This window comes from Microbacterium sp. LB12 (assembly GCF_037150835.1).
In the GTDB taxonomy this organism is placed as follows: Bacteria; Actinomycetota; Actinomycetes; order Actinomycetales; family Microbacteriaceae; genus Microbacterium.
This window is the reverse complement of record NZ_JBBCPF010000003.1, coordinates 233,560-256,766: the sequence shown is the minus strand read 5'-3', so window position 1 is coordinate 256,766 and position 23,207 is coordinate 233,560. Positions and strand designations below refer to the sequence as shown.

21 protein-coding genes are annotated in these 23,207 nt (G+C 68.6%); 10 read left to right on the top strand and 11 right to left on the bottom strand.

The genetic code is table 11. From position 1 onward, the window contains the following. Positions 1-9: 9 nt before the first annotated feature. Positions 10-1,470 (top strand): aspartate ammonia-lyase, encoded by a 1,461-nt coding sequence (locus tag WFM69_RS08235; RefSeq protein ID WP_337003508.1) that lies wholly within the window; start codon positions 10-12, stop codon positions 1,468-1,470. 64 nt (positions 1,471-1,534) lie between these two features. On the opposite strand, the gene WFM69_RS08230 is transcribed toward WFM69_RS08235, so the two are convergent. Then, entirely contained in the window at positions 1,535-2,407 is an 873-nt protein-coding gene (locus WFM69_RS08230) for a fumarylacetoacetate hydrolase family protein (protein ID WP_337003506.1), read from the bottom strand. Positions 2,408-2,727: 320 nt separating this feature from the next. Here WFM69_RS08230 and WFM69_RS08225 point away from each other — a divergent pair, with 320 nt between their 5' ends. The 3 genes from WFM69_RS08225 to WFM69_RS08215 all read left to right on the top strand — a co-directional run bounded on the left by WFM69_RS08225 (position 2,728) and on the right by WFM69_RS08215 (position 5,144). Next, a complete protein-coding gene (locus tag WFM69_RS08225; RefSeq protein ID WP_442928449.1) occupies positions 2,728-3,798 on the top strand; it encodes a PrsW family intramembrane metalloprotease in 1,071 nt (356 codons plus the stop codon). Between the two features lie 243 nt (positions 3,799-4,041). After that, positions 4,042-4,410, top strand: coding sequence for an FKBP-type peptidyl-prolyl cis-trans isomerase (locus tag WFM69_RS08220; RefSeq protein ID WP_136043684.1), 369 nt, complete (start codon positions 4,042-4,044; stop codon positions 4,408-4,410). Between the two features lie 179 nt (positions 4,411-4,589). After that, the gene (locus WFM69_RS08215) at positions 4,590-5,144 is read left to right on the top strand and encodes a YceI family protein (RefSeq protein WP_337003500.1); all 555 of its coding nucleotides are present in this window, start codon (positions 4,590-4,592) and stop codon (positions 5,142-5,144) included. Between the two features lie 31 nt (positions 5,145-5,175). Here the strand turns inward: WFM69_RS08215 and WFM69_RS08210 are convergent, their stop codons facing one another. Beyond that, the gene (locus WFM69_RS08210; RefSeq protein ID WP_337003498.1) at positions 5,176-6,468 is read right to left on the bottom strand and encodes an MFS transporter; all 1,293 of its coding nucleotides are present in this window, start codon (positions 6,466-6,468) and stop codon (positions 5,176-5,178) included. 186 nt (positions 6,469-6,654) lie between these two features. Here WFM69_RS08210 and rpsO point away from each other — a divergent pair, with 186 nt between their 5' ends. Further along, positions 6,655-6,924, top strand: coding sequence for a 30S ribosomal protein S15 (rpsO, locus tag WFM69_RS08205; RefSeq protein ID WP_055993247.1), 270 nt, complete (start codon positions 6,655-6,657; stop codon positions 6,922-6,924). A gap of 73 nt (positions 6,925-6,997) precedes the next feature. On the opposite strand, the gene WFM69_RS08200 is transcribed toward rpsO, so the two are convergent. From WFM69_RS08200 to WFM69_RS08170, 7 genes are all read right to left on the bottom strand, one after another. Further along, positions 6,998-8,239 carry an MFS transporter gene (locus WFM69_RS08200; RefSeq protein WP_337003494.1) on the bottom strand — a complete coding sequence of 414 codons (1,242 nt, stop codon included), beginning with the start codon at positions 8,237-8,239 and terminating at the stop codon, positions 6,998-7,000. Further along, entirely contained in the window at positions 8,193-9,401 is a 1,209-nt protein-coding gene (locus WFM69_RS08195) for an amidohydrolase family protein (protein ID WP_337003492.1), read from the bottom strand. Before WFM69_RS08195 ends, WFM69_RS08200 begins: the two co-directional genes overlap by 47 nt. Continuing rightward, positions 9,388-10,419, bottom strand: a complete 1,032-nt coding sequence (locus WFM69_RS08190) for an ABC transporter ATP-binding protein (protein ID WP_337003490.1) — start codon at positions 10,417-10,419, stop codon at positions 9,388-9,390. Before WFM69_RS08190 ends, WFM69_RS08195 begins: the two co-directional genes overlap by 14 nt. Beyond that, the gene (locus WFM69_RS08185; protein WP_337003488.1) at positions 10,416-11,438 is read right to left on the bottom strand and encodes an ABC transporter ATP-binding protein; all 1,023 of its coding nucleotides are present in this window, start codon (positions 11,436-11,438) and stop codon (positions 10,416-10,418) included. Before WFM69_RS08185 ends, WFM69_RS08190 begins: the two co-directional genes overlap by 4 nt. Beyond that, positions 11,438-12,436 carry an ABC transporter permease gene (locus WFM69_RS08180; protein ID WP_337003487.1) on the bottom strand — a complete coding sequence of 333 codons (999 nt, stop codon included), beginning with the start codon at positions 12,434-12,436 and terminating at the stop codon, positions 11,438-11,440. The genes WFM69_RS08185 and WFM69_RS08180 overlap by 1 nt, the downstream gene beginning before the upstream one ends. Positions 12,437-12,500: 64 nt before the next feature. Beyond that, positions 12,501-14,225: an ABC transporter substrate-binding protein gene (locus tag WFM69_RS08175; protein ID WP_337003485.1), complete on the bottom strand. Its 1,725-nt coding sequence runs from the start codon at positions 14,223-14,225 to the stop codon at positions 12,501-12,503. Between the two features lie 46 nt (positions 14,226-14,271). Then, positions 14,272-15,285 carry an ABC transporter permease gene (locus WFM69_RS08170; RefSeq protein ID WP_337003483.1) on the bottom strand — a complete coding sequence of 338 codons (1,014 nt, stop codon included), beginning with the start codon at positions 15,283-15,285 and terminating at the stop codon, positions 14,272-14,274. Positions 15,286-15,479: 194 nt separating this feature from the next. On the opposite strand from WFM69_RS08170, the gene WFM69_RS08165 reads away from it, so the two are divergent. Both WFM69_RS08165 and WFM69_RS08160 read left to right on the top strand, forming a co-directional pair. Further along, entirely contained in the window at positions 15,480-16,946 is a 1,467-nt protein-coding gene (locus tag WFM69_RS08165) for a chlorohydrolase family protein (protein ID WP_337003481.1), read from the top strand. Positions 16,947-16,965: 19 nt separating this feature from the next. Then, the gene (locus tag WFM69_RS08160) at positions 16,966-17,631 is read left to right on the top strand and encodes a GntR family transcriptional regulator (RefSeq protein WP_337003479.1); all 666 of its coding nucleotides are present in this window, start codon (positions 16,966-16,968) and stop codon (positions 17,629-17,631) included. 4 nt (positions 17,632-17,635) lie between these two features. Here WFM69_RS08160 and WFM69_RS08155 read toward each other — a convergent pair whose 3' ends face one another. Next, positions 17,636-18,640 carry an isopenicillin N synthase family dioxygenase gene (locus tag WFM69_RS08155; protein ID WP_337003476.1) on the bottom strand — a complete coding sequence of 335 codons (1,005 nt, stop codon included), beginning with the start codon at positions 18,638-18,640 and terminating at the stop codon, positions 17,636-17,638. A 150-nt stretch (positions 18,641-18,790) separates the two neighbouring features. Between WFM69_RS08155 and efeU the strand changes: the two genes are divergently transcribed. The 3 genes from efeU to efeB are packed head-to-tail and all read left to right on the top strand — an operon-like array spanning position 18,791 to position 22,307. Next, positions 18,791-19,735: an iron uptake transporter permease EfeU gene (gene efeU, locus WFM69_RS08150; RefSeq protein WP_337003474.1), complete on the top strand. Its 945-nt coding sequence runs from the start codon at positions 18,791-18,793 to the stop codon at positions 19,733-19,735. Then, positions 19,732-20,964: an iron uptake system protein EfeO gene (gene efeO / locus WFM69_RS08145; protein ID WP_337003472.1), complete on the top strand. Its 1,233-nt coding sequence runs from the start codon at positions 19,732-19,734 to the stop codon at positions 20,962-20,964. Before efeU ends, efeO begins: the two co-directional genes overlap by 4 nt. A 38-nt stretch (positions 20,965-21,002) precedes the next feature. Continuing rightward, positions 21,003-22,307 (top strand): iron uptake transporter deferrochelatase/peroxidase subunit, encoded by a 1,305-nt coding sequence (gene efeB, locus WFM69_RS08140; RefSeq protein ID WP_337003470.1) that lies wholly within the window; start codon positions 21,003-21,005, stop codon positions 22,305-22,307. Positions 22,308-22,311: 4 nt separating this feature from the next. On the opposite strand, the gene WFM69_RS08135 is transcribed toward efeB, so the two are convergent. Continuing rightward, a complete protein-coding gene (locus WFM69_RS08135) occupies positions 22,312-23,187 on the bottom strand; it encodes a serine hydrolase domain-containing protein (RefSeq protein WP_337003468.1) in 876 nt (291 codons plus the stop codon). Between the last annotated feature and the right edge of the window lie 20 nt (positions 23,188-23,207).

The following is a 23,207-nucleotide window of genomic DNA, read 5'->3' as shown; positions in this document are numbered from 1 at the left end:
GGATGTGACATGGCTTCTGCCGCGCCTACCCCGACCCGCACCGAGACCGATTCGCTCGGGAGCATGGAGATTCCCGTCGACGCGTACTGGGGGATCCATACCGCCCGCGCCGACGCGAACTTCCCGATCACGAAGCGGCCGATCTCGGTCTACCCCGACCTCGTGGTCGGGCTCGCGATGGTCAAGCAGGCGAGTGCCAGGGCGAACCGCGAGATCGGGGTGCTCGATCCCGAACGCGCCGACCTGATCGATCGCGCCGCACAGCGTGTGATCGATGGCGAGTTCCACGAACAGTTCACCGTGGGCGTCATCCAGGGCGGTGCCGGCACCTCGACCAACATGAACGCGAACGAGGTCATCACCAACATCGCGCTCGAGATGGCCGGACGTGAGAAGGGCGACTACGCCTTCCTCTCGCCGATCGACCACACCAACCGCAGCCAGTCCACGAACGACGTCTACCCGACCGCCGTCAAGATCGGCCTCTCGCTGACGCTGCGCTCGCTGCTGGAGGAGCTCGACCTGCTGCGCCTGTCGTTCCTCGGAAAGTCGCGCGAGTTCCACGACGTGCTCAAGGTCGGCCGCACGCAGCTGCAGGACGCCGTGCCGATGACGCTCGGCCAGGAGTTCAACGGTTTCGCGACCACGCTGGGCTACGACCACACGCGCCTCACCGAGAACGCTTCGCTCATGTTCGAGATCAACATGGGCGCCACGGCCATCGGCACCGGCATCACGACGCACCCCGGCTACGCGCCCGCCGTGCTCAAGCACCTGCGCCAGATCACCGAGCTCGACCTGCGCACGGCCGGCGACCTCGTCGAGGCCACCAGCGACACCGGCTCGTTCATGTCGTTCTCCTCGACGCTCAAGCGCAACGCGATGAAGCTGTCGAAGATCTGCAACGACCTCCGTCTCCTCTCATCGGGTCCGCAGGCGGGTCTCGGCGAGATCAACCTGCCGGCCATGCAGGCGGGGTCGAGCATCATGCCCGGCAAGGTCAACCCGGTGATCCCGGAGGTCGTGAACCAGGTCGCGTTCGCGGTCGCCGGTGCCGACATGACCGTGACGATGGCCGCCGAGGCGGGACAGCTGCAGCTGAATGCTTTCGAGCCGGTCATCGCGCACTCGATCTTCCAGTCGATCACGTGGATGCGTCAGGCGATGTGGACCCTGCGCGTCAACTGCGTCGACGGCATCACCGCGAACCGCGACCGTCTGGGGGCCATGGTCGGCGCCTCGGTCGGTGTCATCACGGCGCTCACGCCCTTCATCGGCTACGCGGCCGCGGCGGCGCTCGCGAAGACCGCGCTGCTGACGAACCGTAGCGTCGCCGACCTGGTCGTCGAGGCCGGGCTGATGTCGCGCGACGAGGTCGTGAAGCAGCTGTCGCCGGCCCGCCTGTCCGGACTCGAGACCATCACGGCGGCGATCCCGGTGATCGCGCCGGAGGACCTCATCGAGATCTGATCGTCTGCGAAAGCAGAAGGGGACGGATGCCGCGGCATCCGTCCCCTTCTTCGTGCGCGGGTGGTCAGTCGATCACACGGCAGTGCGTCGTGAGCTCGCCGAGGCCGTCGATGCCGACGGTGACGGTCGAGCGATCGCGGAGGAAGATCTGCGGGTCGCGCGAGTAGCCGGCTCCACCGGGGCTGCCCGTCGAGATGAGGGTTCCGGGGAGCAGCGTGAGCGACTGCGACAGGTGCGCGATGAGCTTGGCGACCGATCGCACCATCTGGTCGGTGCTGGCATCCTGCACGGTGTGCCCGTCGACGACGGCCCAGATGTGCAGGTCCTGCGGATCGGGCACCTCGTCGGCGGTCACCGCGAACGGCCCGGTCGGCGTGAAGCCGTCGAAGGACTTGCAGCGCGACCACTGCGCCTCGGAGAACTGGATGTTCCTGGCGGTGATGTCGTTGACGACGGTGTAGCCCCACACGTGGGAGAGGGCATCCGCCTCGTCGACGTCTTTCGCCGGCGTGCCGATGAGCACACCGAGCTCGGCTTCGTAGTCGACGGCCTCGCTCAGGCTCCGGGGCCAGGACGTGGTCTGCTCGTGCCCGGTGAGCGAGTTCGGCCACAGGGTGAACACGGTCGGGGCGGTGTCCGTCTTGAGGCCGAGCTCGCTGGAGTGCGCCGCGTAGTTGAGGCCGACCGCGAGCACGGCCGGGGGAGCGAGCACGGCGGAATCGAACGTCCAGTCGCCCAGCGGGTGCCGGGGAGTGTCGGTGCTGTCCGCCACGGCGGCGCGCACGCGGTCGAGGAGGTCGTCCCCTCCTTCGATCAGCTGCTGCAGCGTGGCAGGCGCGTCGGTCAGGAGGTCAGAGACGAGGATGGCGTCCGAGTCCTGCACCACGGCGAGAACCGCATGAGGGGAGTCAGGACGGCGCAGATGAGCGAACCGCATGCTTCTACGCTACCGGGTGCGGGGCGGCGGGCGGATGGAGGACTCAGCCATACCGGGGACCGGTCTCTTGTGCCGCATAAGCTTTGGCTATGAGTTCCGGAGGACCGCCCCCGTCGCAGCCGCCGTCGTACACGCCGCCGTCTGCGCCGCGCGACGCCGATCCGCGTCCGTCCGCGCCCACCTCGGGCGGGTATCCCGCCGGGGGCATGGCGGCTTTCGCCCCGGCGTCGGGCTACGCCTCCTCGCTGGCGCAGCCGACGCCGTACACGCCGCCGGCCCCGGTCGCTCCGTCTCCCGCCGAGTCGCTGCCGGCTCTGCCGGTGCCGACGCGGAAGGGTCGGACGGTATCGCTGTGGCTGTTCGGAGTGCTCGGTTTCGTGCTGATCGCACTGGTCGGCTACTTCGTGTGGGCCCTGGGTTCCGTCGCCTCGGTGGTGGGACTGGTCCTCGCGCTCATCCCGTTGACGATCGTCTTCCTCGGGGTGCGCATGATCGACCGCTGGGAGCCGGAGCCCAAGCGCCTGGTCGCCTTCGCCATCCTCTGGGGAGCTGTCGCCGCGGTGGGCCTGACGCTCCTCGTCGACACGGGCCTGACGATGTTGTTCGACATCCGCTCCGAGGAGTTCACCGCCGTCGTGCAGGCGCCGATCGTGGAGGAGGTAGGGAAAGGCCTCGGGGTCTTCCTCATCTTCCTGTTGGCGCGACGAGCCTTCGACGGACCCGTGGACGGCATCGTCTACGGCGCACTGGTCGGTGCGGGCTTCGCGTTCAGCGAGAACATCCAGTATTTCGGGCTGAGCCTGATCGAGGGCGGCGGCGAGCAGCTGACCGTGACGTTCGTGGTCCGCGGCCTGCTGTCGCCGTTCGCGCATGCGATGTTCACCGCGATGACCGGTTTCGCGATCGGTCTCGTCGCGCGACGGCACGGGTCGGCGTCCGCGGCGCTCGGCGCAGGTGCGCTGGGGCTGATCGGAGCCATCCTGCTGCACGCGCTGTGGAACGGCTCCGCGACCTTCGCGGACTTCTTCGGCCTCTACTTCACGCTCCAGGTCCCGCTGTTCATCGGGTTCATCCTGGTCATCGTCGCCCTGCGGCGCGAGGAGGCCCGTCTCACCAGAGCGCGGCTGGCGGAGTACGCCGCGGCCGGCTGGTTCACCCCGGAGGAGGTCACGATGCTGGCCACACCGGCGGGACGCAAGGTCGGACTCGCCTGGGCCGCGGGCTTGCGGGGCGATCGGCGTCCGCTGATGCGGACCTTCATCAAGGATGCGACCGAGCTCGCGGCGGTGCGTCAGCGCGCGATCACCGGCCGCGACCCGCTCGCGAAGGACGATGAGCGGGCGTTGCTGATCCGCACGCGAGCGACCAGGGCCGCCTTGCTGGCCTACTGAATCGCGCTGCGGGTCGGTTGAAAAGCGCCGGGGGCAAGACTCAGCGCCCGGTGCTGCGGCGATGCCTGCGAGTCTCCCGGGCGCTGAGTTGATCTGTAAACAGGGTGCACCCGACCCCTCCGGGTGTCAAGAGCGTTCTTCCAGGTGACCGCACCCGGTGCGTGCGAAGGCCTGTCGAAGTGTTCGCTGTGAGCAGGTGCGATCGCGTTGACCGCGTCTGTCGAGGGAGGGTTGGATGGAGTCATGACTGATCGCACAAAGCCTGAGTTCGATGCCCCCAGCGCCCCCGCTCCCGCGGAGCTCGTCATCCGCGACATCATCGAGGGTGACGGTGCCGAGGCGAAGCCCGGCGACACCGTGACCGTCCACTACGCCGGCGTCGAGTTCGAGTCCGGCGAGGAGTTCGATTCCTCCTGGGGTCGTGGCGAGACCATCCAGTTCCCGCTGCGCGGCCTGATCCAGGGCTGGCAGGACGGCATCCCCGGCATGAAGGTCGGCGGCCGCCGCGAGCTGATCATCCCGCCGCACCTCGCATACGGCCCGGTCGGCGGAGGTCACTTCCTCTCCGGCAAGACGCTGATCTTCATCATCGATCTCGTCGCTGTCGGCTGATCGCGACACATCCACGAGGCGCCCCGCTCTTTCCGGAGAGGGGCGCCTCTCGCTGTCTGCGGAAAGAATCTGCATTCAGGGGAATATATGCGAGTGAATGTAAGTTGTCACAGAGGTCGCGGCACCCGCGGCCCCTGTCCCGAGTCGCATCCGCGGCTGACGCCTCCAGAGGAGAAGCAATGACCAGCATCGACATCCCCGGCTACCGCCCCGGCACCTGGGTCCTGGACCCTTCGCACAGCGAGGTCACGTTCAGCGTGCGCCACATGATGATCTCGAAGGTGCGCGGCAGCTTCGGCGTCAAGAACGCGACGCTCGTCGCTCCCGAGAACCCGCTCGAGACCACCGTCCAGGCGAGCGTCGACGTGACGTCGATCGACACCAACGACGCGGGCCGTGACGCGCACCTGCGCTCCGCCGACTTCTTCGACACCGAGAACTTCCCGACCATGGAGTTCGTCTCCACCGGAGCACGCGTCCAGGGAGACGACCTGTTCGTCGATGGCGACCTCACGATCCGCGGTATCACCAAGCCCGTCAGCTTCGAGCTCGACTTCGGCGGCTTCGGCACCGACCCGTACGGCAACTACAAGGCCGGCGCGTCCGCCAAGACCGTGATCAACCGCGAGGATTTCGGCCTCACCTGGAACGCGGCGCTCGAGACGGGCGGCGTGCTCGTGGGCAAGGACATCACGATCAACCTCGACCTGCAGGGTGCCCTGCAGCAGGACTGATCACGCTGCAGGCTTTCTGACCCCGGGCCCCTCAGGGCTCGGGGTTCTCTGCGTCGTAGTCGCGGAAGCGGCGGTTCCTCCCGGCGAGCAGCGCGACCAGGGCGATCACCAGGAAGCCGCCGAGCAGGGGAGGGAACCACAGGCTGGTCAGAGTCGCGAGCGTCCCGGCGTACAGCGCACCCACTCGGGGACCACCCGCCACGACGACGATGAACAGGCCCTGCAGGCGACCCCGCATCGCGTCCGGAACCGCGGCCTGCATCATCGTGTTGCGGTAGATCGAACTCACGTTGTCCGATGCTCCCGACAGCGCCAGGGCCACGCAGGCCGCGATGATGAGTCCGACATGCGGCATCGTCTCGCTGGCGGGCGCCGAGAACGCGCCGATCAGCAGCACGATGCCGAACAGCAGGATCGCGCCGCCGTAGGCCTGCACGGCCCTGGCGATGCCGCGCCCATGCCAGCGGTACTGCACCACGCGTCCGGAGAACAGACTCGATGCGAAGGTTCCGACGGCGACGGCGGCCGTGAGGATGCCCGTGGTGAGCGCTCCGCCGCCCAGCAGTACGGTGCCGAGCGCGGGGAAGAGCACGAGGGGCTGTCCGAACGTCATCGCGATGATGTCGATGATGTACTGCATGCGGATGTTGCCGGCCCTGCGGAGGAACCTCCACCCGTCGACCAGCGATTCGAGCCCTGGCCGGACGGTCTCGCCTTCCGGCCGCAGTGCCGGCAGCGTCCACAGTCCCAGGAACATCGACAGCATCAGCACGACATCGATCGTGTAGGTCCAGCCGTAACCGGTCAGGGCGACGAGGAGCCCGGCGAGGGCGGGGCCGGCCATCACCGTGAGGCCGAACGCGACGCCGTTGAGCGCGGACGCCGCCGCCAGCTTCTCGCGGGGGATGAGGCGGGGGACGATCGCGGTACGCGTGGCCATGCCGACCGAGTTCGCGGCCGAATTGATCATGCTCAGCGCGTACAGCCACCAGATCGTCTCCATGCCGGTCCAGGTGAGGGCTGCGAGGAGGGCGGTGGACGCGAAGGTGATGGTGGCGGCGATGAGTGCGACCCGTCGCCGGTCGAACGCGTCGGCGAGCATGCCGCCGTAGAGCCCGGCGAGGATCATCGGCACGAGACCCGCGACGGCGATCATCGAGACGGCGAAGGTGCTCTGGGTCAGCGCGAACACATGCAGCATCACGGTGACGATCGTCAACTGTCCGCCGATGCCGGCGAGGGTCGAGCCGATCCACATCCGCGCGAAGGCCGGGCTGGTCCGAAGCGGTGAGAGATCGATCAGATGCCCGCGACGGGCGCTCACTCCTCGGACCTGATCTGCACCATTCGAGACTAGTTGACCCCGCCGACGGTCCGGGCGCCGCTGTGTCACCTGAAGCAGTCGACGGCTGGTAGACTCGTCAGGTTGCCGTTTGATCGGCCGCGGATAAAGAGAGCCCACGCATGAGGCGTCGGGCGCCGCGCAACAAGCAGAGAGGGGATCGAATCTATGGCACTGGAAGCAGACGTCAAGAAGGCGATCATCGAAGAGTACGCGACGCACCCCGGTGACACCGGATCCCCCGAGGTGCAGGTCGCAATGCTGACGCAGCGCATCAAGGACCTCACCGAGCACCTGAAGGAGCACAAGCACGACCACCACTCGCGTCGTGGTCTGTTCCTGCTCGTCGGTCAGCGCCGTCGTCTGCTCGGCTACCTCCAGGACATCGACATCGAGCGCTACCGCTCGCTGATCGAGCGTCTCGGACTTCGCCGCTGAGGCAGAGCGAACCAGCGTTCAATCGCGCAAAACATTCTTGAGAAGGCCGCCCCACGGTGTGGGGCGGCCTTCGTCATGTCCGGGTGCCTGCGGGCGTTTCGGACACGGCGCGCAGGTCCACCGGTCGCCGACGGATCACGAGTCCCACGACGATCGTGAGCGCCGCGGCGCACACGATCATGAGCAGAAGGCTCGCCGTCCAACCGCCGGTGACGTCGTGCAGGACTCCGACGAGCAGGCTCCCCGCGCCCGCGAAGGCGTAGCCGACGCCCTGAGCCACGGCCGACAGCATCCCGGCGGAGGCCTCGTTCGCGGCGAGCGTGACGATCAGTGCGAGGGACAGCCCGAAGGTCGCCCCCTGGACGCCGCCGAGCACGACGGTGATGGCGATGTAGGACCCGTCTCCGGAGGCGAGCCAGACGAACGCCAGGAGCATCACGACGCCGAGACCCGGACCGAGCCAGAGCAGCACGCGGCGACGACGGGCCAGCACCGGTGCGAGGAGCGTCGGCACCAGACCCGCCGCACTCGCCAGCGCGAGCAACCAGCCGGCCGTCTGCGGTTCGACGCCGCGGTCACCGAGCAGACGGGGGAGCCAGGCGGTCACGGCGAAGAACAGCATCGCCTGCAGCCCGAACATGGCCGTGATCAGCGTGACCGTCGGGAGGCTCTCCCGCGACAGCGTCATCCGTGACGTCGACGGCACCGGAGCCTCCGAGCGCAGGGCCACGCCGAGCATCGCCCCTGCGGCGATCATCGCCGGCAGCGCCCACGCCCCGAGCGCCACCGCGGGACCGCCGACGGTGCTCAACGGCACGGTCAGTCCCGCGCCGAGCGCCGCACCCGCGCTGAACGACATGCTGCTCAGACCGATCCACACCCCGCCCGCCTGCAACGACTTGAGATACTGCGGCAGCAGTGTGCCGGCGGCCATGATCGCGACGCCGGTGAGGAACGTGCCGGCGAGCATTCCGCCGGGAACGACGACCCGCAGCGCGAGTGCCGCCGCCAGTGCCACCATCGTCCAGATCAACGCCCTGGTCACGCCGACGCGGCGCGCGAGGAGCGGTCCGATCGGGGCGCTGAGCCCGAACGCGATCACGGGCAGCGTCGCCAGCAGGCTCAGCTGCACGGCGGACAGGCCGAACCATGCGCCCGTCGGCTCCAACAGCGCGGCGACCGAGGTGATCGCCGGGCGCAGGTTGAGACCGATCAGCAGGGCTGCGCCGAGCCCGACCGCCTTGTCGCGGACCTCGCTGCCTCGACGCTCAGAGCGCGACGACACGGAGGCCGTCGGCGACCACACGGCCGTCATGCAGGACGAGCCGGTCGGACCCGCGGTCCATCACCGCGCTCGTGGGCGTCTCTCCGTCGACCAGGAGCAGGTCGGCACGGTCGCCGACGGCGAGGCCGGGCCGATCGCCGACACCGGTCAGCCGCGGAGTGTCGTGCGACATGATGCTCGCTCCGCCCATCGTCGCGACGGCGAGGGCCATCTCGATGTGGTCGTCGCGGCGGAAGCCGTTCGTGAAGGCGAGCTGCCAGGTGCGGTCGAGCATGTCCGCGTTGCCGTAGGGGCTCCAATAGTCGCGCTGGCCGTCCTGACCGAGCCCGATGCGCACACCGGCCTCGACGAGCTGCACGAGCGAGAGGTGGTTGCTGGTCGAGGGCGCGACGGTCGCCATCGAGATGTCGAGCTCCGCGAACTCCTCGATCAGGCGTCGGCTGGTGGCCTCGTCGACGGAGCCGAGCTCGTAGGCGTGCGACATCGTCACCTTGCCCTGCATGCCGAGTGTGCGGGTCCGCTCCATCACGAGCTCCGTGCTGAACACGCCGAGCGCGCCCGGTTCGTGCAGGTGGATGTCCACCTCGACCTGGTACTTCTCGGCGAGCCCGAACACGATGTCGAGGTGCCGGGCGGGATCGCGGTCGAGCTGCGACGGGTCGATGCCGCCGATCACGTCGGCACCCTGCTTGAGCGACTCCTCCAGGTACTCGACCGTGCCCGCCTCCCGCAGGATCCCCGCCTGGGGGAAGGTCATCACCTGCACATCGGCGTGCGCGGCGAACTTCTCCTTCGCCGCCATCACGGCGTCGAACTTCTCCAGCTTGCAGTCCACGTCCACCTGGGCGTAGGAGCGTACCCGGGTGGTGCCGCGGGCGATCATCCGCTCGAGCGTGCCGGCCACCCGCGTGGGGAGGTCGATCTCCGCGTTCCGCCAGTTCTCGCGGTCGTTCATCATCATGCCCCAGACGCCGGGAGCGCCGGTGTGCTCGCGGAACGGCAGGCCGATGCGGGTGGAGTCCAGGTGCACGTGCACGTCGCTGAACGACGGCAGCAGGAGCCGTCCGCGCCCGTCGATGTCGTCGCCGAGCGTCGGTGTGCCCTCGTGGGGCTGGATCCGGGCGATGCGCCCGTCCTCGATCAGGACATCGGAGGCGGGTGCGCCCCAGGGACGGACGTCACGAATCAGCATGGACTTTCCTTTCTTCGGGGGAGCCGAGCCGCGACGCGAGGTCTGCGGCTTCGACGAGATGATGGCACGCGGCAGCGCCGGTGGGAACCTCCTCGCCGCACCGTCGCCGACCGTCTTCGTCCAGGAGGGGGAGGACGGGGCAGCGGGTGCGGAACACGCATCCGCTGGGTGGATTCGACGGGTGCGGCAGATCGCCGACCAGGCGGATCCGCCGGCTGCGGTCGGCGGTCGGGTCGGGGCTCGGCACCGATGACAGCAGCGACTGCGTGTACGGATGCCGGGGTGCGCCGAACACCGCGTCCCTCGTGCCGTGCTCCATGATCCGGCCGAGGTACATCACGGCGACCTCGTCGGCGAAGTGCCTGACCACGGACAGATCGTGCGCGATGAACACGTAGGAGATGCCGGTGTCGGCCTGGATGTCCTGGAGGAGGTTGATCACCTGCGCCTGCACCGAGACGTCGAGGGCGGAGACGGGTTCGTCGCAGATCACGATGTCGGGTTCCAGCGCCAAGGCCCGGGCGATCCCGACGCGCTGCTTCTGCCCGCCGGAGAACTCGTGCGGGAAGCGGTTGTAGTGCTCCGGCCGCAGCCCGACGCGGTCCATGAGCGCCGCGACCCGGTTCTTCATGCCCTCCTTGGGAACGATGCCCTGGGCCTGCAGGGGCGCCGCGATCGCCGCGCCGACGCTCTGGCGGGGGTTGAGTGACGACGAGGGGTTCTGGAACACCATCTGCACACGGCGACGGAACTGCTGCAGGTCACCGCCGCGCAACTGGGACACGTCGGCGCCGTCCAGCAGGATGCGCCCGGACGTCGGAGCGAGCAGCCGCATCAGCAGCCGCCCGGTGGTCGACTTGCCGCACCCGGATTCGCCCACCAGGCCCAGCGTCGATCCGCGCTCGAGGGTGAAGGACACACCGTCGACAGCCTTGACCTGCGACGATCCGCGCAGGAAGCCTTTGCTCACCTGGAAGTGCTTGGCGAGGTTCTCGACGCTCAGGAGCGGCTCGCTCATCGGACGACCTCCTGCAGGGACGGGGCGGACGTCGGGACGTCGACGTCGGCGAGGTGGCAGCGGGCTCGGTGACCGGAGTCCACCAGCGTGAGAGCGGGGCGCTCGGTGCGGCATCGATCGTCGGGCACCAGGTCGGCGACCGGGCAGCGGTCGGCGAACAGGCATCCCCGCGGGAGATCGAGCAGCGAGGGCGGGAATCCGGGGATGGGTGTGAGGCGTCCGGCCTCATCGACCATCGAGGGCATGGAGGCGAGCAGGCCCCTGGCGTACGGATGCGCGGTGCGGAAGAACAGGTCGTGCACGTCGGCCTCTTCCACGCACTGTCCTCCGTACATGACCACGACGCGCTGGCAGACCTCGGCGACGACGCCCAGGTCGTGCGTCACGAAGATGACCGCGGAGCCGGTCTCCGCCTGGAGCGACGAGATCAGATCGAGGATCTGCGCTTGCACGGTCACGTCGAGGGCCGTGGTCGGCTCGTCGGCGATCAGCAGCTCCGGCTCGCAGATCAGGGCCATCGCGATCATCGCCCGCTGCCGCATGCCGCCGGAGAACTCGTGCGGGTAGGAGTCGTAGCGCGCGACCGGGTCGGGGATGCCGACGCGGTTGAGCATCTCGATCGCCTGCGCTCTCGCCGCCTTCGCGCTGACCTTGTTGTGCACGCGGTAGGCCTCGGCGATCTGCCTGCCCACGGTGTAGAAGGGATGCATCGCCGAGAGGGGATCCTGGAAGATCATCCCGATCTTGCGCCCCCGGTAGGGGCGCATCTCGTTCTCGCCGAGCGGCACCAGGTCGGTGCCGTCGAACAGCACCTGACCGGTGACCTTGGCGCTCGTGCCCTTCAGGAGGCCCATCAGGGTCTGACTGGTCACGGTCTTCCCGGACCCGGATTCGCCGACGATGCCGACGGTCTCTCCGCGGCGCACGACCAGGTCCATGCCGTTCACGGCATGCACCAGCCCGTCGTCGGTGGGGAAGGTCACCCGCAGGTCGCGGATGTCGAGAATCGGCGTGGTCATCAGTTGACCCTCACTCTCGGGTCGACGCTCGCGTAGACGAGGTCGACGATGACGTTCGCAGTGATGATGAAGAAGGCGGCGAGCATCGTGATCGCCATCGTGACCGGGAGGTCTCCCGACGTGGCGGCGCGCACCGCGGTGAAGCCGAGGCCGGGCACGGAGAAGATCTGCTCGGTCAGGACCGCGCCGCCGAGGAGGGCGCCGATGTCGAGGCCCAGCATCGTGATGATCGGAGTGATGCCGGCGCGCACGCCGTGCGTCGTGATGCGGCTCGGGCTGAGCCCCTTCGACCGCGCGGTGCGCATGTAGTCCTCGCCGAACGTCTCGATCATGTTGTTGCGGGTGATGCGGATGTACTGGGCGCTGAACAGGATCGCCAGGGCGACCCAGGGGAGCAGGTAGTTGGTGAACCAGGCGCCGGGACCGGCCGGGCCGAACGGCGAGGAGATCTGATTGCTCGTGAACGGCAGCCAGTGCAGTGCGCTCACGAACACGAGGAGGAGCAGCAGTCCGGTGACCGGGACGGGGAGCGAAACCCCGACCGATGCCGCGCCGACGATGAGCTTGTCGGTCGCGCGGCCCTTGCGGAGGGCGGCCAGCAGGCCGAAGCCGACGCCGACGACGGTCCACAGCACCACAGCGCCGACGGCGATCGAGACCGTGTACGGCAGGGCGCGGACGATCACGTCGGTGACGTTCTCGTTGGTCTGGAACGACTTGCCCAGGCACGGCCAGGCGCACACCTGCTCGGCACCGGGAGCGCCGATCATCCGCTCGCCGAAGAACCCGCTGAGGTAGGTGAAGTACTGCACCAGGAACGGCTTGTCCATTCCGAGGGCGACGCGCGCCTGAGCGATGCGGTCGGGAGTGCACTCCTGGCCGCACGCGGCGGCCGCAGGGTCGGCGGGCCCGATCTGGAACAGGGCGAACGTCACGAAGCTCACGACGAGCAGGAGGATGACCAGGGCGGTCAGGCGGCGGACGATGAATCCGAACATTGCTGTCCCGTACGGGGCCGACCGATCGGCCGGCCCCGTCCTTTCCGGAGTGTCGTGTCGGTCGTTACTGCTCGACGCCGACGGTGGACAGGTCGATGCTTCCGAAGAAGTACCCCACCTGGGCGTTGCGGATCTTCGACCCCACGACGCTGTTGGTGAAGGTGCGGATCAGCGGCACCAGTGGGTACGACTCCATGGCCTCGTTGTAGAGCTCTGCCCACTGGGTGTTCAGCTCCTCCGACGTGCCGTTGGTGTTGCGGAGCTCGTACATCTCACCCGAGAGTGTCGCGTCGTAGAAGCGCGAGATGTTGCTGAACCCGAAGGTCGTGCCGTCGAGGCTCGGACCGAGGTTGGGGTCGACCGTGGTGCGGGTGGAGCCGGATGCCGCCCCACCGCACCAGCCGGCGCGCGCGATGTCGGGCATCTCGTCGCTGGCGAGCACGGTGTAGTAGTTCGCCGCGGGGATCGGGACGAGCTGCAGATCGATGCCGAGTTCCTTGAAGTTCTGCTGCAGCACGGTGCCGAGGTTCTTGTACCGGTCGATCGCGTTCGAGTAGCCGTACGTGAGCGTGGACGGGACGTCCTTGCCCTCGAGGAGCTTCTTGGCGGCATCGAGCTGCGGCGCGCCGTCGATGTCGAGGTCGGTGGTCTCGGCGACGTACCCCACCTGCGCGTCGTTCAGGTACGAGTTGGTGAGCTTGCCGAAGCGTGCGCCGCCGTACTGCACCTGGATCGCCGCGCGGTCCATCGCGAGGGCGAGTGCATGCCGCACGTCGGGGTCGGTGATGGTCTCGGTGTTGAAGTTGAGCACGTCGGTGCAGCCGAGCAGGCCGGATGCGGTGCGGTCCGCGACGGCCGCGTCGGCCAGTCGTGCGGTGTCGGACGCCTGGAGCGCACCGTTGGAGTCGAGCGTGATCGCGGTCGGGTCGGCGTCGGAGATCAGCTGCTGGCTGATGGTCGCCTGCGCGGTCGACAGCGAGAACGTGAACGTGTCCGGCAGCGCGGTGCGGTTCTCGTCGGTCGACGGGTCCCACTCGGGATTGCGCACCAGCTTCAGCTCCCGCCCGCGATCGTAGCTCTCGATCATGTACGGGCCGGACGACATCGGGTGGTTGGTGTAGTCGAGCATCGTGTCCTTCGCCTGCGGGACAGGGGCGGTGTTCGAGCGCGACACGAGGGCGGCGAAGTCGGGGTTGGGCTGCTTCAGGTGGAAGATGATCGTCTTGTCATCCGGCGTCTCCACGGCGGTCAGATCGCCACCGCCCGAATACGGACCCTTGTAGTCGTCGGCGGCGAGGGCGGAGTTCAGCTCCTGCGGCGCCTGCGTGAAGACGTCACGGGCGAAGGTGCGCGCGATCCCGTACTTGACGTCAGCGGCCGTGATGGCAGAGCCGTCCTCGTACTTCAGGCCGTCCTTGAGCGTGAACGTCCAGGTGAGTCCGTCCTCGGACGCGGTGCCGGTGTCGGTCGCGAGGTCGGCGACGATCGTCGGCGGCACACCGGCGGTCTCCTTCGCCATGGTGAGGGTGCGGTAGTAGAGCTGGCCGACGTTGGCGGTCTGCACGTAGTTGCTGTTGCCGGGGTCGAGCGTCATGAAGTCGCTCGACATCAGCACGTTGACGTTGCCGCCGGGCTCGTCGAATCCGGGCTGCACGATGTGCGCCGCGTACGGGTCCTTCGCGTCGGTCGGGGCCGACTGCCCGTTCTGGGTGCCAGGACTGGTGCAGCCGGTGACGACCAGGGCGATTGCCACGGTCGCAGCGGCGAGCAGGGGACTGCGGTGTCTCATGACTCGTTCTCTTTCGATGAGGGATGGGTGTTCGGGATCGGGGTGGTCAGTTCCGGGACGCCTTGGGGTCGAGCGCATCGCGGACGGCGTCGCCGAGCAGGTTGAAGGCGAGCACGGTGACGATGAGCGCGGTGCCGGGGACGATCAGGAACCACGGATCGCTCAGGTACCAGTTGCCGGCCTGGGCGGCGTTGAGCATCTGGCCCCACGACGGCGTGGGGTCCTTCACGCCGACGCCGAGGAAGGACAGCGCGGCTTCCGCGGAGATGTTGGCGGGGATCATCATGGTCGCGTAGACGAGCACGACCCCGAGAACGTTCGGGATGACCTGGCGGAAGATGATGGTGCGGTGCGATGCGCCGTACGACTTCGCCGCCTCGATGTACTCCTGCTCGCGGATGCTGAGCACCTGCCCGCGCACGACGCGGGCGAGGTACGCCCAGCCGAAGAAGCCCAGGATCAGCACCAGGGATGCGATCGGGACGAAGCTGCCTTGGCCGAGCGGTGTGTCACGGAGCCGGGACTGCAGGATCGGTGTGAGCGACAGCACCAGAAGCAGGTGCGGGAAGGCGAGGAACAGGTCGATGATGCGGCTGATGACCATGTCGACCTTGCCGCCGAAGTAGCCGGCGGCGGCGCCGAGCACCGTGCCGAGGACGACCGAGACCACGGTCGACAGCAGCGCGATGAGCAGCGACACCTGGGCGCCGTAGGCGATGCGGGCGAAGATGTCGCGTCCGAGTCCCGGTTCGACGCCGAGCCAGTGCTCGGTGGAGGGGTACATGTATCCGGGGAGCGGGAGGCCGGGCGTCATGAAGTTGTCGAGGACGTCCGGTCCGGTGTGGGTCGTGAAGGGGTCCTGTCCCTCGATCGCGACGAGCACGGGCGCGAGCACGGCGAACAGCACGATCGCGACCACGACCCCGAAGGATGCCAGGGCGACGGGGCTCCGACGGATGCGCAGCCAGGCGGTGCCGAGGAGGGAGCGGCCGGTCGCGATCTTCGGCGGTGCTGTAGGCAGCGCCTCCGTCTTCGGGCTGAGCGTCGGGGTGTCCGTCACGATCTTCCTTGATGGTTCGGGGAGCGGGTGCTCAGAATTGTATACCAAAGGATGCGGCTCTGGGATACCAAAAATGAAAGGATCATCGAGAATCAGCGAAACTGTGGCCAATCAAGCCGCATGTGGCTTGAGCGCCGAAGGGTGGTGGGATAGCTTTTGGATACCAAACCGCATCACGGATCATCGAGGCTCTCATGCGCACACTTCTCACCGCCGACCACGTGCTGGCATTCGACGGCACCACCCACGAGGAGCTCCGATACGGCGCGATCGTGGTCGAGGACGACAGGATCGTCTATGTTGGCGCTGCCGATGGCGCACCATCCGACGTCGACGAGCGCATCGAGCTCGGCGAGAGCCTGCTCATGCCGGGCCTCATCGACCTGGACGCGCTCACCGACATCGACCACCTGATCCTCGACGCATGGGGATCGCGCGAGCAGGCGGGGCGCCTGCAGTGGTCGGACGACTACTTCGGACGCCGGAGCCACGTGTTCCACGCGGACGAGCGGGCTCGAGTCCGCGAGATCGCCCTGGTGCAGCTCGCCCTGCACGGGATCACCACGTACATGCCGATCGCCTCGGAGGTGCACTCGGTGTGGGCCGAATCCGCAGAGGATCTGCATCGGATGGCCGCGTTCTCGCGGCGTCTCGGCCTGCGCGGATTCCTGGGCCCGTCCTATCGCTCGGGCGTGAACGTCGTCACGGCGTCGGGCGCACGCGTCGTGCGCTTCGCGCCGGAGGAGGGGGAGTCGGGATTCGCCGATGCCGTCCGCTTCCACGATGAGCTGGCCGCACTCGCGGATCCGCTGCTCACCCCGGTGTTCCTGCCGTGCCGCATCGAGACGCTCACTCCCGAGCTGCTCGAGGCCACGGCCGCTGCGGCGTCGGAGCGCGGCGCGATCGTGCGTCTGCACGCGCTGCAGGGCGAGGTCGAGCGTGAGCTCATCCTCGCGGAGCACGGCATCACCCCGCTCGATCTCATCGAACAGCGGGGGCTCCTGAACGACCGGCTCATCGTCCCGCACGGCGTCTTCCTCGACGTGAATCCGCGCGTGCACGGCGAGGATCGCGGCGACCTCGCGCGCCTGGTCGCGGCCGGGGTCTCTCTCGTGCACTGCCCGTTGACCAACGCCCGGTACGGCTCGGAGCTCGAGACGTTCGGGCGCTATCGCGATGCCGGGGTGAACATCGCCCTCGGCACGGACTCGTTCCCTCCCGACCTCATCCGCGGCATCGACACGGGTGTGTCGGTGGCGAAGGTGCAGAACGGCAGCCTCGCGGCGGGTGATCTCGCCGGTTATGTGGATGCGGTCACGCTCGGTGGCGCTCGGGCGCTGCACCGCCCCGATCTCGGTCGCATCGCCGTAGGCGCCCAGGCCGATCTGACGGCGTTCCGCTTGGACGACGTGCGGATGGGCGCGGTCGACGACCCGCTGCGCACGCTCGTGCTCAACGGCACGGCACGCGATGCCTGTCTGACGATGGTCGCCGGCCGCGTCGTGATGCGCGATGGTGAGATCGACGGGATCGACCTCGACGCGGTGCGCGCGGACACGCAGATCCTCTTCGCCAAGATGCGGAACGCCTACACTGGGCGCGACCACCGGAACGGGACGACGGATGACCTCTTCCCGCCCGTGTACCCCCTTCATGCCTGATTTCCCGAGAGGTTCCGCGATGAGCGCCGACAGCACGACGACCGACGGCTCCGCCCTGGCCGAGCGCGTCTACCGGGGCGTGCTGCATCGCATCATCGTCGGCGAGCTCACACCGGGCGCGTGGTTGAAGGAGCGGGATCTGTCCGAGCGCTTCGAGGTGTCCCGGGTGCCGGTTCGCCAGGCGTTGCAGCGTCTGGAGACCGAGGGTTTCGTGGTGACCACGCGCAACAAGGGTGCCAGTGTCACGCCCGTGACCAGGGCGGACGTCGAGGAGCTGTACGACGCGCGGCTCTGCATCGAGCCGTATGCGACGCGGCACGCCGCGCATCGCGTGCACGCGGGGGAGGCGAGCGCCGATCGGCTGCGTGAGCTGCTCGAGCGCGCGCTGGCGCCGGGGGAGACGGTGGAGCTGGGGGAATCGAACCTCGGCTTCCACCTCGAGATCGTGCGGCTCTCCGGAAACCGCATCCTGGAGCGCAGCCTGGCGCCGATGCTCGGTCGGATGCAGTGGATCTTCGGCATCACGCACGCCACCCGCGAGCAGGAGCATGCCGTCGAGCATCAGCAGCTGCTCGACGCGATCGTCGCGGGCCGCGGCGAGGTCGCGGCTGCTCAGGCGTATGCGCACATCGAGCAGGGCCGCGAACTCATCATCGCGGCCCTCGCCGAGGCCCTCGACTGGTAGACGGTCAGCTCGTCGCGCCCACCAGATCCGCGTGGTGGATCGCGGCGACGTCGGGGTGCGCGCGCAGACGAGACTTGAGCGCGTTCTCGCCGTAGAGAGCGTGGATCGGGTTGCTCGGATCCTCGGTCACGCCGTCGGCCTCCGCAGCGAGGTCCGCGGGGAGTTCGATCAGCGGCAGGCGCTTGTCGAGGGCGGGGTTGAAGAAGAAGGGGATCGAGATCCGCTCGTCCGGTGCCTTCGGCGAGACCACGCGGTGGTTCGTCGCCTTGAGGTATCCACCGGTCGCGTACTCGAGCAGTTCGCCGATGTTGACGACGAATGCACCGGAGACCGGGGGAGCGTCCACCCACGTGCCGTCCCGCTCGACCTGCAGGCCGCCCTTGCCGGGCTCGACCCACAGCAGCGTCAGCACGCCGGAGTCCTTGTGCGCGCCGACACCCTGCTGGGGCTCGGGCTCGTGGGTACCGGGGTAGCGCACGATCTTGATGAGCGTCGACGGCTCCCCGAAGTGGTCGTCGAAGTAAGTCTCGTCGGCACCGAGCGTCTGCGCCCACGCACGCAGCAGCTTGCGGGCGACCTCGGACAACGTTTCGTGCCATTCCGCGACGACATCCTGCAGCTCGGGCTGCGCGGCCGGCCACAGGTTCGGGCCGATCAGGCGGTTGAACGCGGGGCCGTCGCTGACCGCCTCGCGCTCGGGTCCGATGTCGATCTGCTCGCGCCAGTCGACCTTCCCCTGGGTACGCTCGCCGCCGATGCGGGTGTATCCGCGGAAGTGCGGGCTGTTCACGTTCTCGATGGCGAGCTTGTCCGCCTCGGGGAGGGCGAAGAAGTCGAGGGCCGCACGGTGCAGGCGGGCCTCGAGCTCGGGGGAGATCCCCGTGCCCGTGAGGTAGAAGAAGCCGACGTCGTGGGTCGCCGCCCGGAGCTCGTCGCGGAAGCGTTCCGCGGCCTCGGGGCCTTCGTCGAGCTGGGACAGATCCAGGATGGGGAGCGAGAGTTCAGCCATGGACCGAGGGTATGCCGGTGTTCTGGGGGCGGGCTGCAGTGTTGCACTCCATTACCTCCGGCCCGAGCGTTCGGTGCGCGCTGATCTCGGTGCTAGAGTCTCGTGGGTAAGGGCTGCCTTACCTCAGTCATCGCCAGAGAGTGTTGTTCCGTGCTCGCCACTTTTCTCATCGGCCTCCGCGAGGGTCTCGAAGCCGCGCTCGTCGTCGGCATCCTCGTCGCCTACCTCCGCCGGCTCGGGCGGCAGGATGCTCTTCCCAAGATGTGGGCGGGTGTGGGCCTTGCGATCGCGCTGGCGGTCGGCATCGGCGCCGTACTCACCTTCGGAGCCTACGAGCTCACCTTCCAGGCGCAGGAGCTGATCGGCGGAGGGTTGTCCCTCCTCGCCGTCGCGATGGTCACGTGGATGATCTTCTGGATGCAGCGCGCGGGCCGCACCATGAAGGCGACGCTCGAGGGCGGTATCGACCGCGCTCTCACCGTGGGCGGGCTGTGGGCGCTCATCGCCATCGGCTTCGTGTCGGTCGCCCGCGAGGGCATCGAGACCACGCTGCTGCTGTGGTCCATGGTGCAGGCCTTCGGTGATGCGCCGTCCGCCCTCCTCGGCGCATTGCTCGGTCTCGCTGCGGCCGTCGTCATCGGCTGGCTCATCTCCCGCGGTGCGGTCAAGCTGGATCTGCGCCGATTCTTCGCCTGGACCGGGGGGTTCCTCGTCATCGTCGCCGCAGGCGTCCTCGCCTACGCGCTCATGGACCTGCAAGAGGCTGCGGCGCTGCCGGGCCCGTTCACCGCTGCCGCGCCGATCGATCCGGTCACGGGAGATGTCGCGATCGGCTGGGCGGCTTTCCCGTTCGGCTGGGCATTCGACGTGTCCGCGTCGATCGCACCCGGCGGACCGCTCGCCGCGATCCTGCAGGCGACGATCGGCTTCATGCCGAAGATGACCTGGCTGCAGGTCGTCGCCTGGACGCTGTACATCGTCGTCGTGGGTTGGGTGTACATCCGCGGTCTCCGCTCGCGGCGTCCGTCCAGGCCGCAGACCCAGACCGACCCCCGCCCCGACTCTTCCTCCCTCTCACAACAAGGAGCAGCATGACCACCTCTTACCGGATCCTGGGGGCGCTGGCCGCCACGGGCGCGGCCGTCCTCGTCCTCAGCGGCTGCGTCGCCAAGAGCGACGCGACGGCCGCAGGAGCCTTCGACGTCGCGTCGAGCGACAGCGACTGCGCCGTCTCCGCCGCGACGGCGAAGAGCGGGACCCTGACCTTCAACGTCAAGAACGACACCCAGCAGGTCACCGAGTTCTACCTGCTGGCGGAGGACGGACTGCGCATCGTCGGCGAGGTCGAGAACATCGCCCCTGCTGCCTCGCGCACTCTCACGGTCGTCGCGCAGCCGGGTGACTACTTCACGCTGTGCAAGCCGGGCATGCTCGGCGAGGGCGTCGGCAAGGCGGCGTTCACCGTCACGGGTGACCGCGTCGCCGTGGATGGCCCCGACGCCGAGCAGAAGCAGAAGGCGGTCGATCTGTACGCCGCGTTCGTGAAGGACCAGGTCGGGCAGCTCGTCCCCGCCGTCGAGGACTTCGTGGCCGCGTACGAGTCGGGAGACGACGAGACCGCGCGCACACTGTTCCCGCAGACCCGCGCGTTCTACGAGCGCATCGAGCCGGTCGCGGAAGCGCTGGGCGACCTCGACCCGCGCATCGACTACCGCGAGGTCGACGCCGTGGCCGAGGGACTGGACTGGACCGGCTTCCACCGCATCGAGAAGGACCTCTGGGTTCCGGCGCAGGATGCGCTGAACGCCGACGGTGAGACCTCGGCCTGGCAGGACTGGGCGCCGTCCACGCCGGCGGAGCGCGCCGACTACGGCGACCTGCTCATCGCCGATGTGCAGGAGCTGTACGACTACGTGCACTCCAAGGACTTCACCACCGCGCTCGACGACCAGGGCATCGGCGGCATCTCCAACGGTGCGATCGCGCTGCTCGACGAGGTCGCGACCGGCAAGATCTCCGGCGAGGAGGACTGGTGGTCGGGCACCGACCTCTACGACTTCGCCGCGAACGTCGAGGGCTCGAAGATGGCGTTCTCGCTGGTGCAGGACTTCGCGGACGCCCAGGGCGACGACGGCAAGGCGCTCGTCGCCGAGATCGAGTCCGGGTATTCGGCGCTCGAGGCCTCGCTCGCCGCGCACGGCTCGCTGGTCGACGGCTTCGTCGGGTACTCGGCGCTGACCGAAGACGACAAGCGCGAGTTCACCGATCTGATCAACGCGTTGGCGGAGCCGCTGTCGCAGCTCACCAGCACGGTCCTCGACTGATCAGACTCGCGCTGAGCTGACCGGGTACCATCGCGGACGTGAACGAACCAGACGCAGAGACCTCACCCGACGAACCATCGACGGGTGAGGTCTCCGCTCCCTCCGGCCTGAGCAGGCGCGGCCTGCTCGGGTTGGCCATCGGCGGAGGCGTCGCCGGTCTTGCCGTCGGTGCGGGCGCAGGGCTCGCCGGAGGCGTCGCGCTCGGTCGTGCCCGTGCCGCCGAGGACGCGCATTCCGCGTACGACTTCTTCGGTGCGCACCAGGCGGGCATCACGACGCCGGTGCAGGATCACCTCCACTTCGCGAGCTTCGACATGATGCCGCGCACGGATCGTGACGACCTGATCTCGCTGCTGCAGGACTGGTCGTACGCGGCTTCGCGCATGGCGCAGGGCCTCGAGGTCAGTGCGACCGGCGCGGTCGGCGGCCCCGCGGAGGCCCCGCCGGACGACACCGGAGAAGCGCTGGGCCTTCCTGCGGCGGGCCTGACGATCACCTTCGGTTTCGGCCCCGGCCTGTTCGAGAACGCGGACGGCGACCGCTACGGCATCGCCGCGCTCCGTCCCGCCGGGCTGGAGCGGCTTCCCGCATTCCTCGGCGACGATCTGGACCCGCAGACCTCCCACGGCGACCTCTGCATCCAGGCGTGCGCGGATGACCCGCAGGTCGCCGTGCACGCGATCCGCAACCTCAGCCGCATCGCCTTCGGGCGGGCGCGCCTGCGGTGGTCGCAGCTCGGCTTCGGGAAGACGTCGCGCACCACGGCGACACAGGCGACGCCGCGGAACCTGTTCGGCTTCAAGGACGGCACGGCGAACATCCTCGCCGATGACACCGAGGCTCTCACCGAGCACGTCTGGGTCTCCGAGAAGGATGAGCCCGCCTGGCTCGCCGGTGGCTCCTATCTCGTGGCACGGAAGATCGCGATGCTGATCGAGACGTGGGACCGGGTGCGCCTCGCCGAGCAGGACACGATCATCGGACGCGACAAGGGCGACGGCGCTCCTCTCTCAGGTGGAGACGAGTTCACGGCGCCGGACTTCCACGGTTCTGCGATCGACAAGAACAGTCACGTGAGCCTCGCCCATCCCGAGCAGAACGACGGTGTGCGCATCCTGCGGCGCGGCTACAACTACGTCGATGGCAACAACGCGCTGGGTCGATTGGATGCGGGGCTGTTCTTCCTGTCATGCCAGCGCGACCCCGCGCAGTTCATCACCCTGCAGCGGCGACTCTCGACCGACCTGATGAACGAGTACATCAGACACGTCGGCTCCGGCATCTGGGCCGTGCCCGCAGGTGCGAAGCCCGGCTCCTACGTGGGCGCCGGGCTCTTCGCCTGACGCGTCAGGAGGCGGAGGTCGCGGTGAGCGTCTCCACCGTGAACGCCGCGATCGCGTCGGCGCCGAAGTGGTCGTCGGCGGTGATCGTGACCACGGCGTCGTCCAGGAAGATCAGCAGCTGTCCGTAGGCTCCGTGCAGGCGCCAGGCCGGTCCGGGGCCGCCCCATCCGGCAAGGGCGTAGCGGTCGTAGGTCGGGCTCTCCCCGGCGACCACCCATCCGCCGTGCATGGCATCGACCCACTCCGGGCCGACCAGGGAGCGCCCCGACCACACGCCGCGGTCGCGGAGGAGCAGGCCGAGCCGGCTCAGCTCCTCCGTGCGCAGCCACAGGCCTCCACCGGCGACGATGCGTCCGTTCGGGCTGTGCTCCCACTCCACGTCGGAGATGCCGAGCGGCGCGAACAGGCGGGGGACGAGATACTCGCCCACGTCGCCGACCCGTGCGGCCAGCGCGGCCATCGCGGTGTAGGTGCTGGCATCCGAGTACTGGAACACCCGGCCCTGCGCGGGGCGACGGAGGAACTCCCGCGCCAGATCGGGCCAGTCGGTCATCAGGGTGTCCGACCACGGGAAGTCGATGCCGCTGGTCATCGTGAGCAGGTGGCGCAGCGTGACCTCGTCGGCGCCGTCGCCGAGGGCGTGGTCCGGGAGGTACGCCGCGACGGGCTCGTCGAGCGACACCGTCCCGTCCTCGGCGGCCATCGCGGCAGCGAGGACGCAGACGCCCTTAGCGACGGAGTGCACATCGACCCGGTCATCGGGCGCCCAGCGGTGCTCGGCGACGTCGTTCCCGGTGCGGACGTGGAGGCCGAGGGCGGTGAAGCCCGACCTCCCGATCTCGTCGACGATGCGGTTGCGGACGGTCTGCGCTCGATTCACGCTCTCGAGGCTATCCGCAT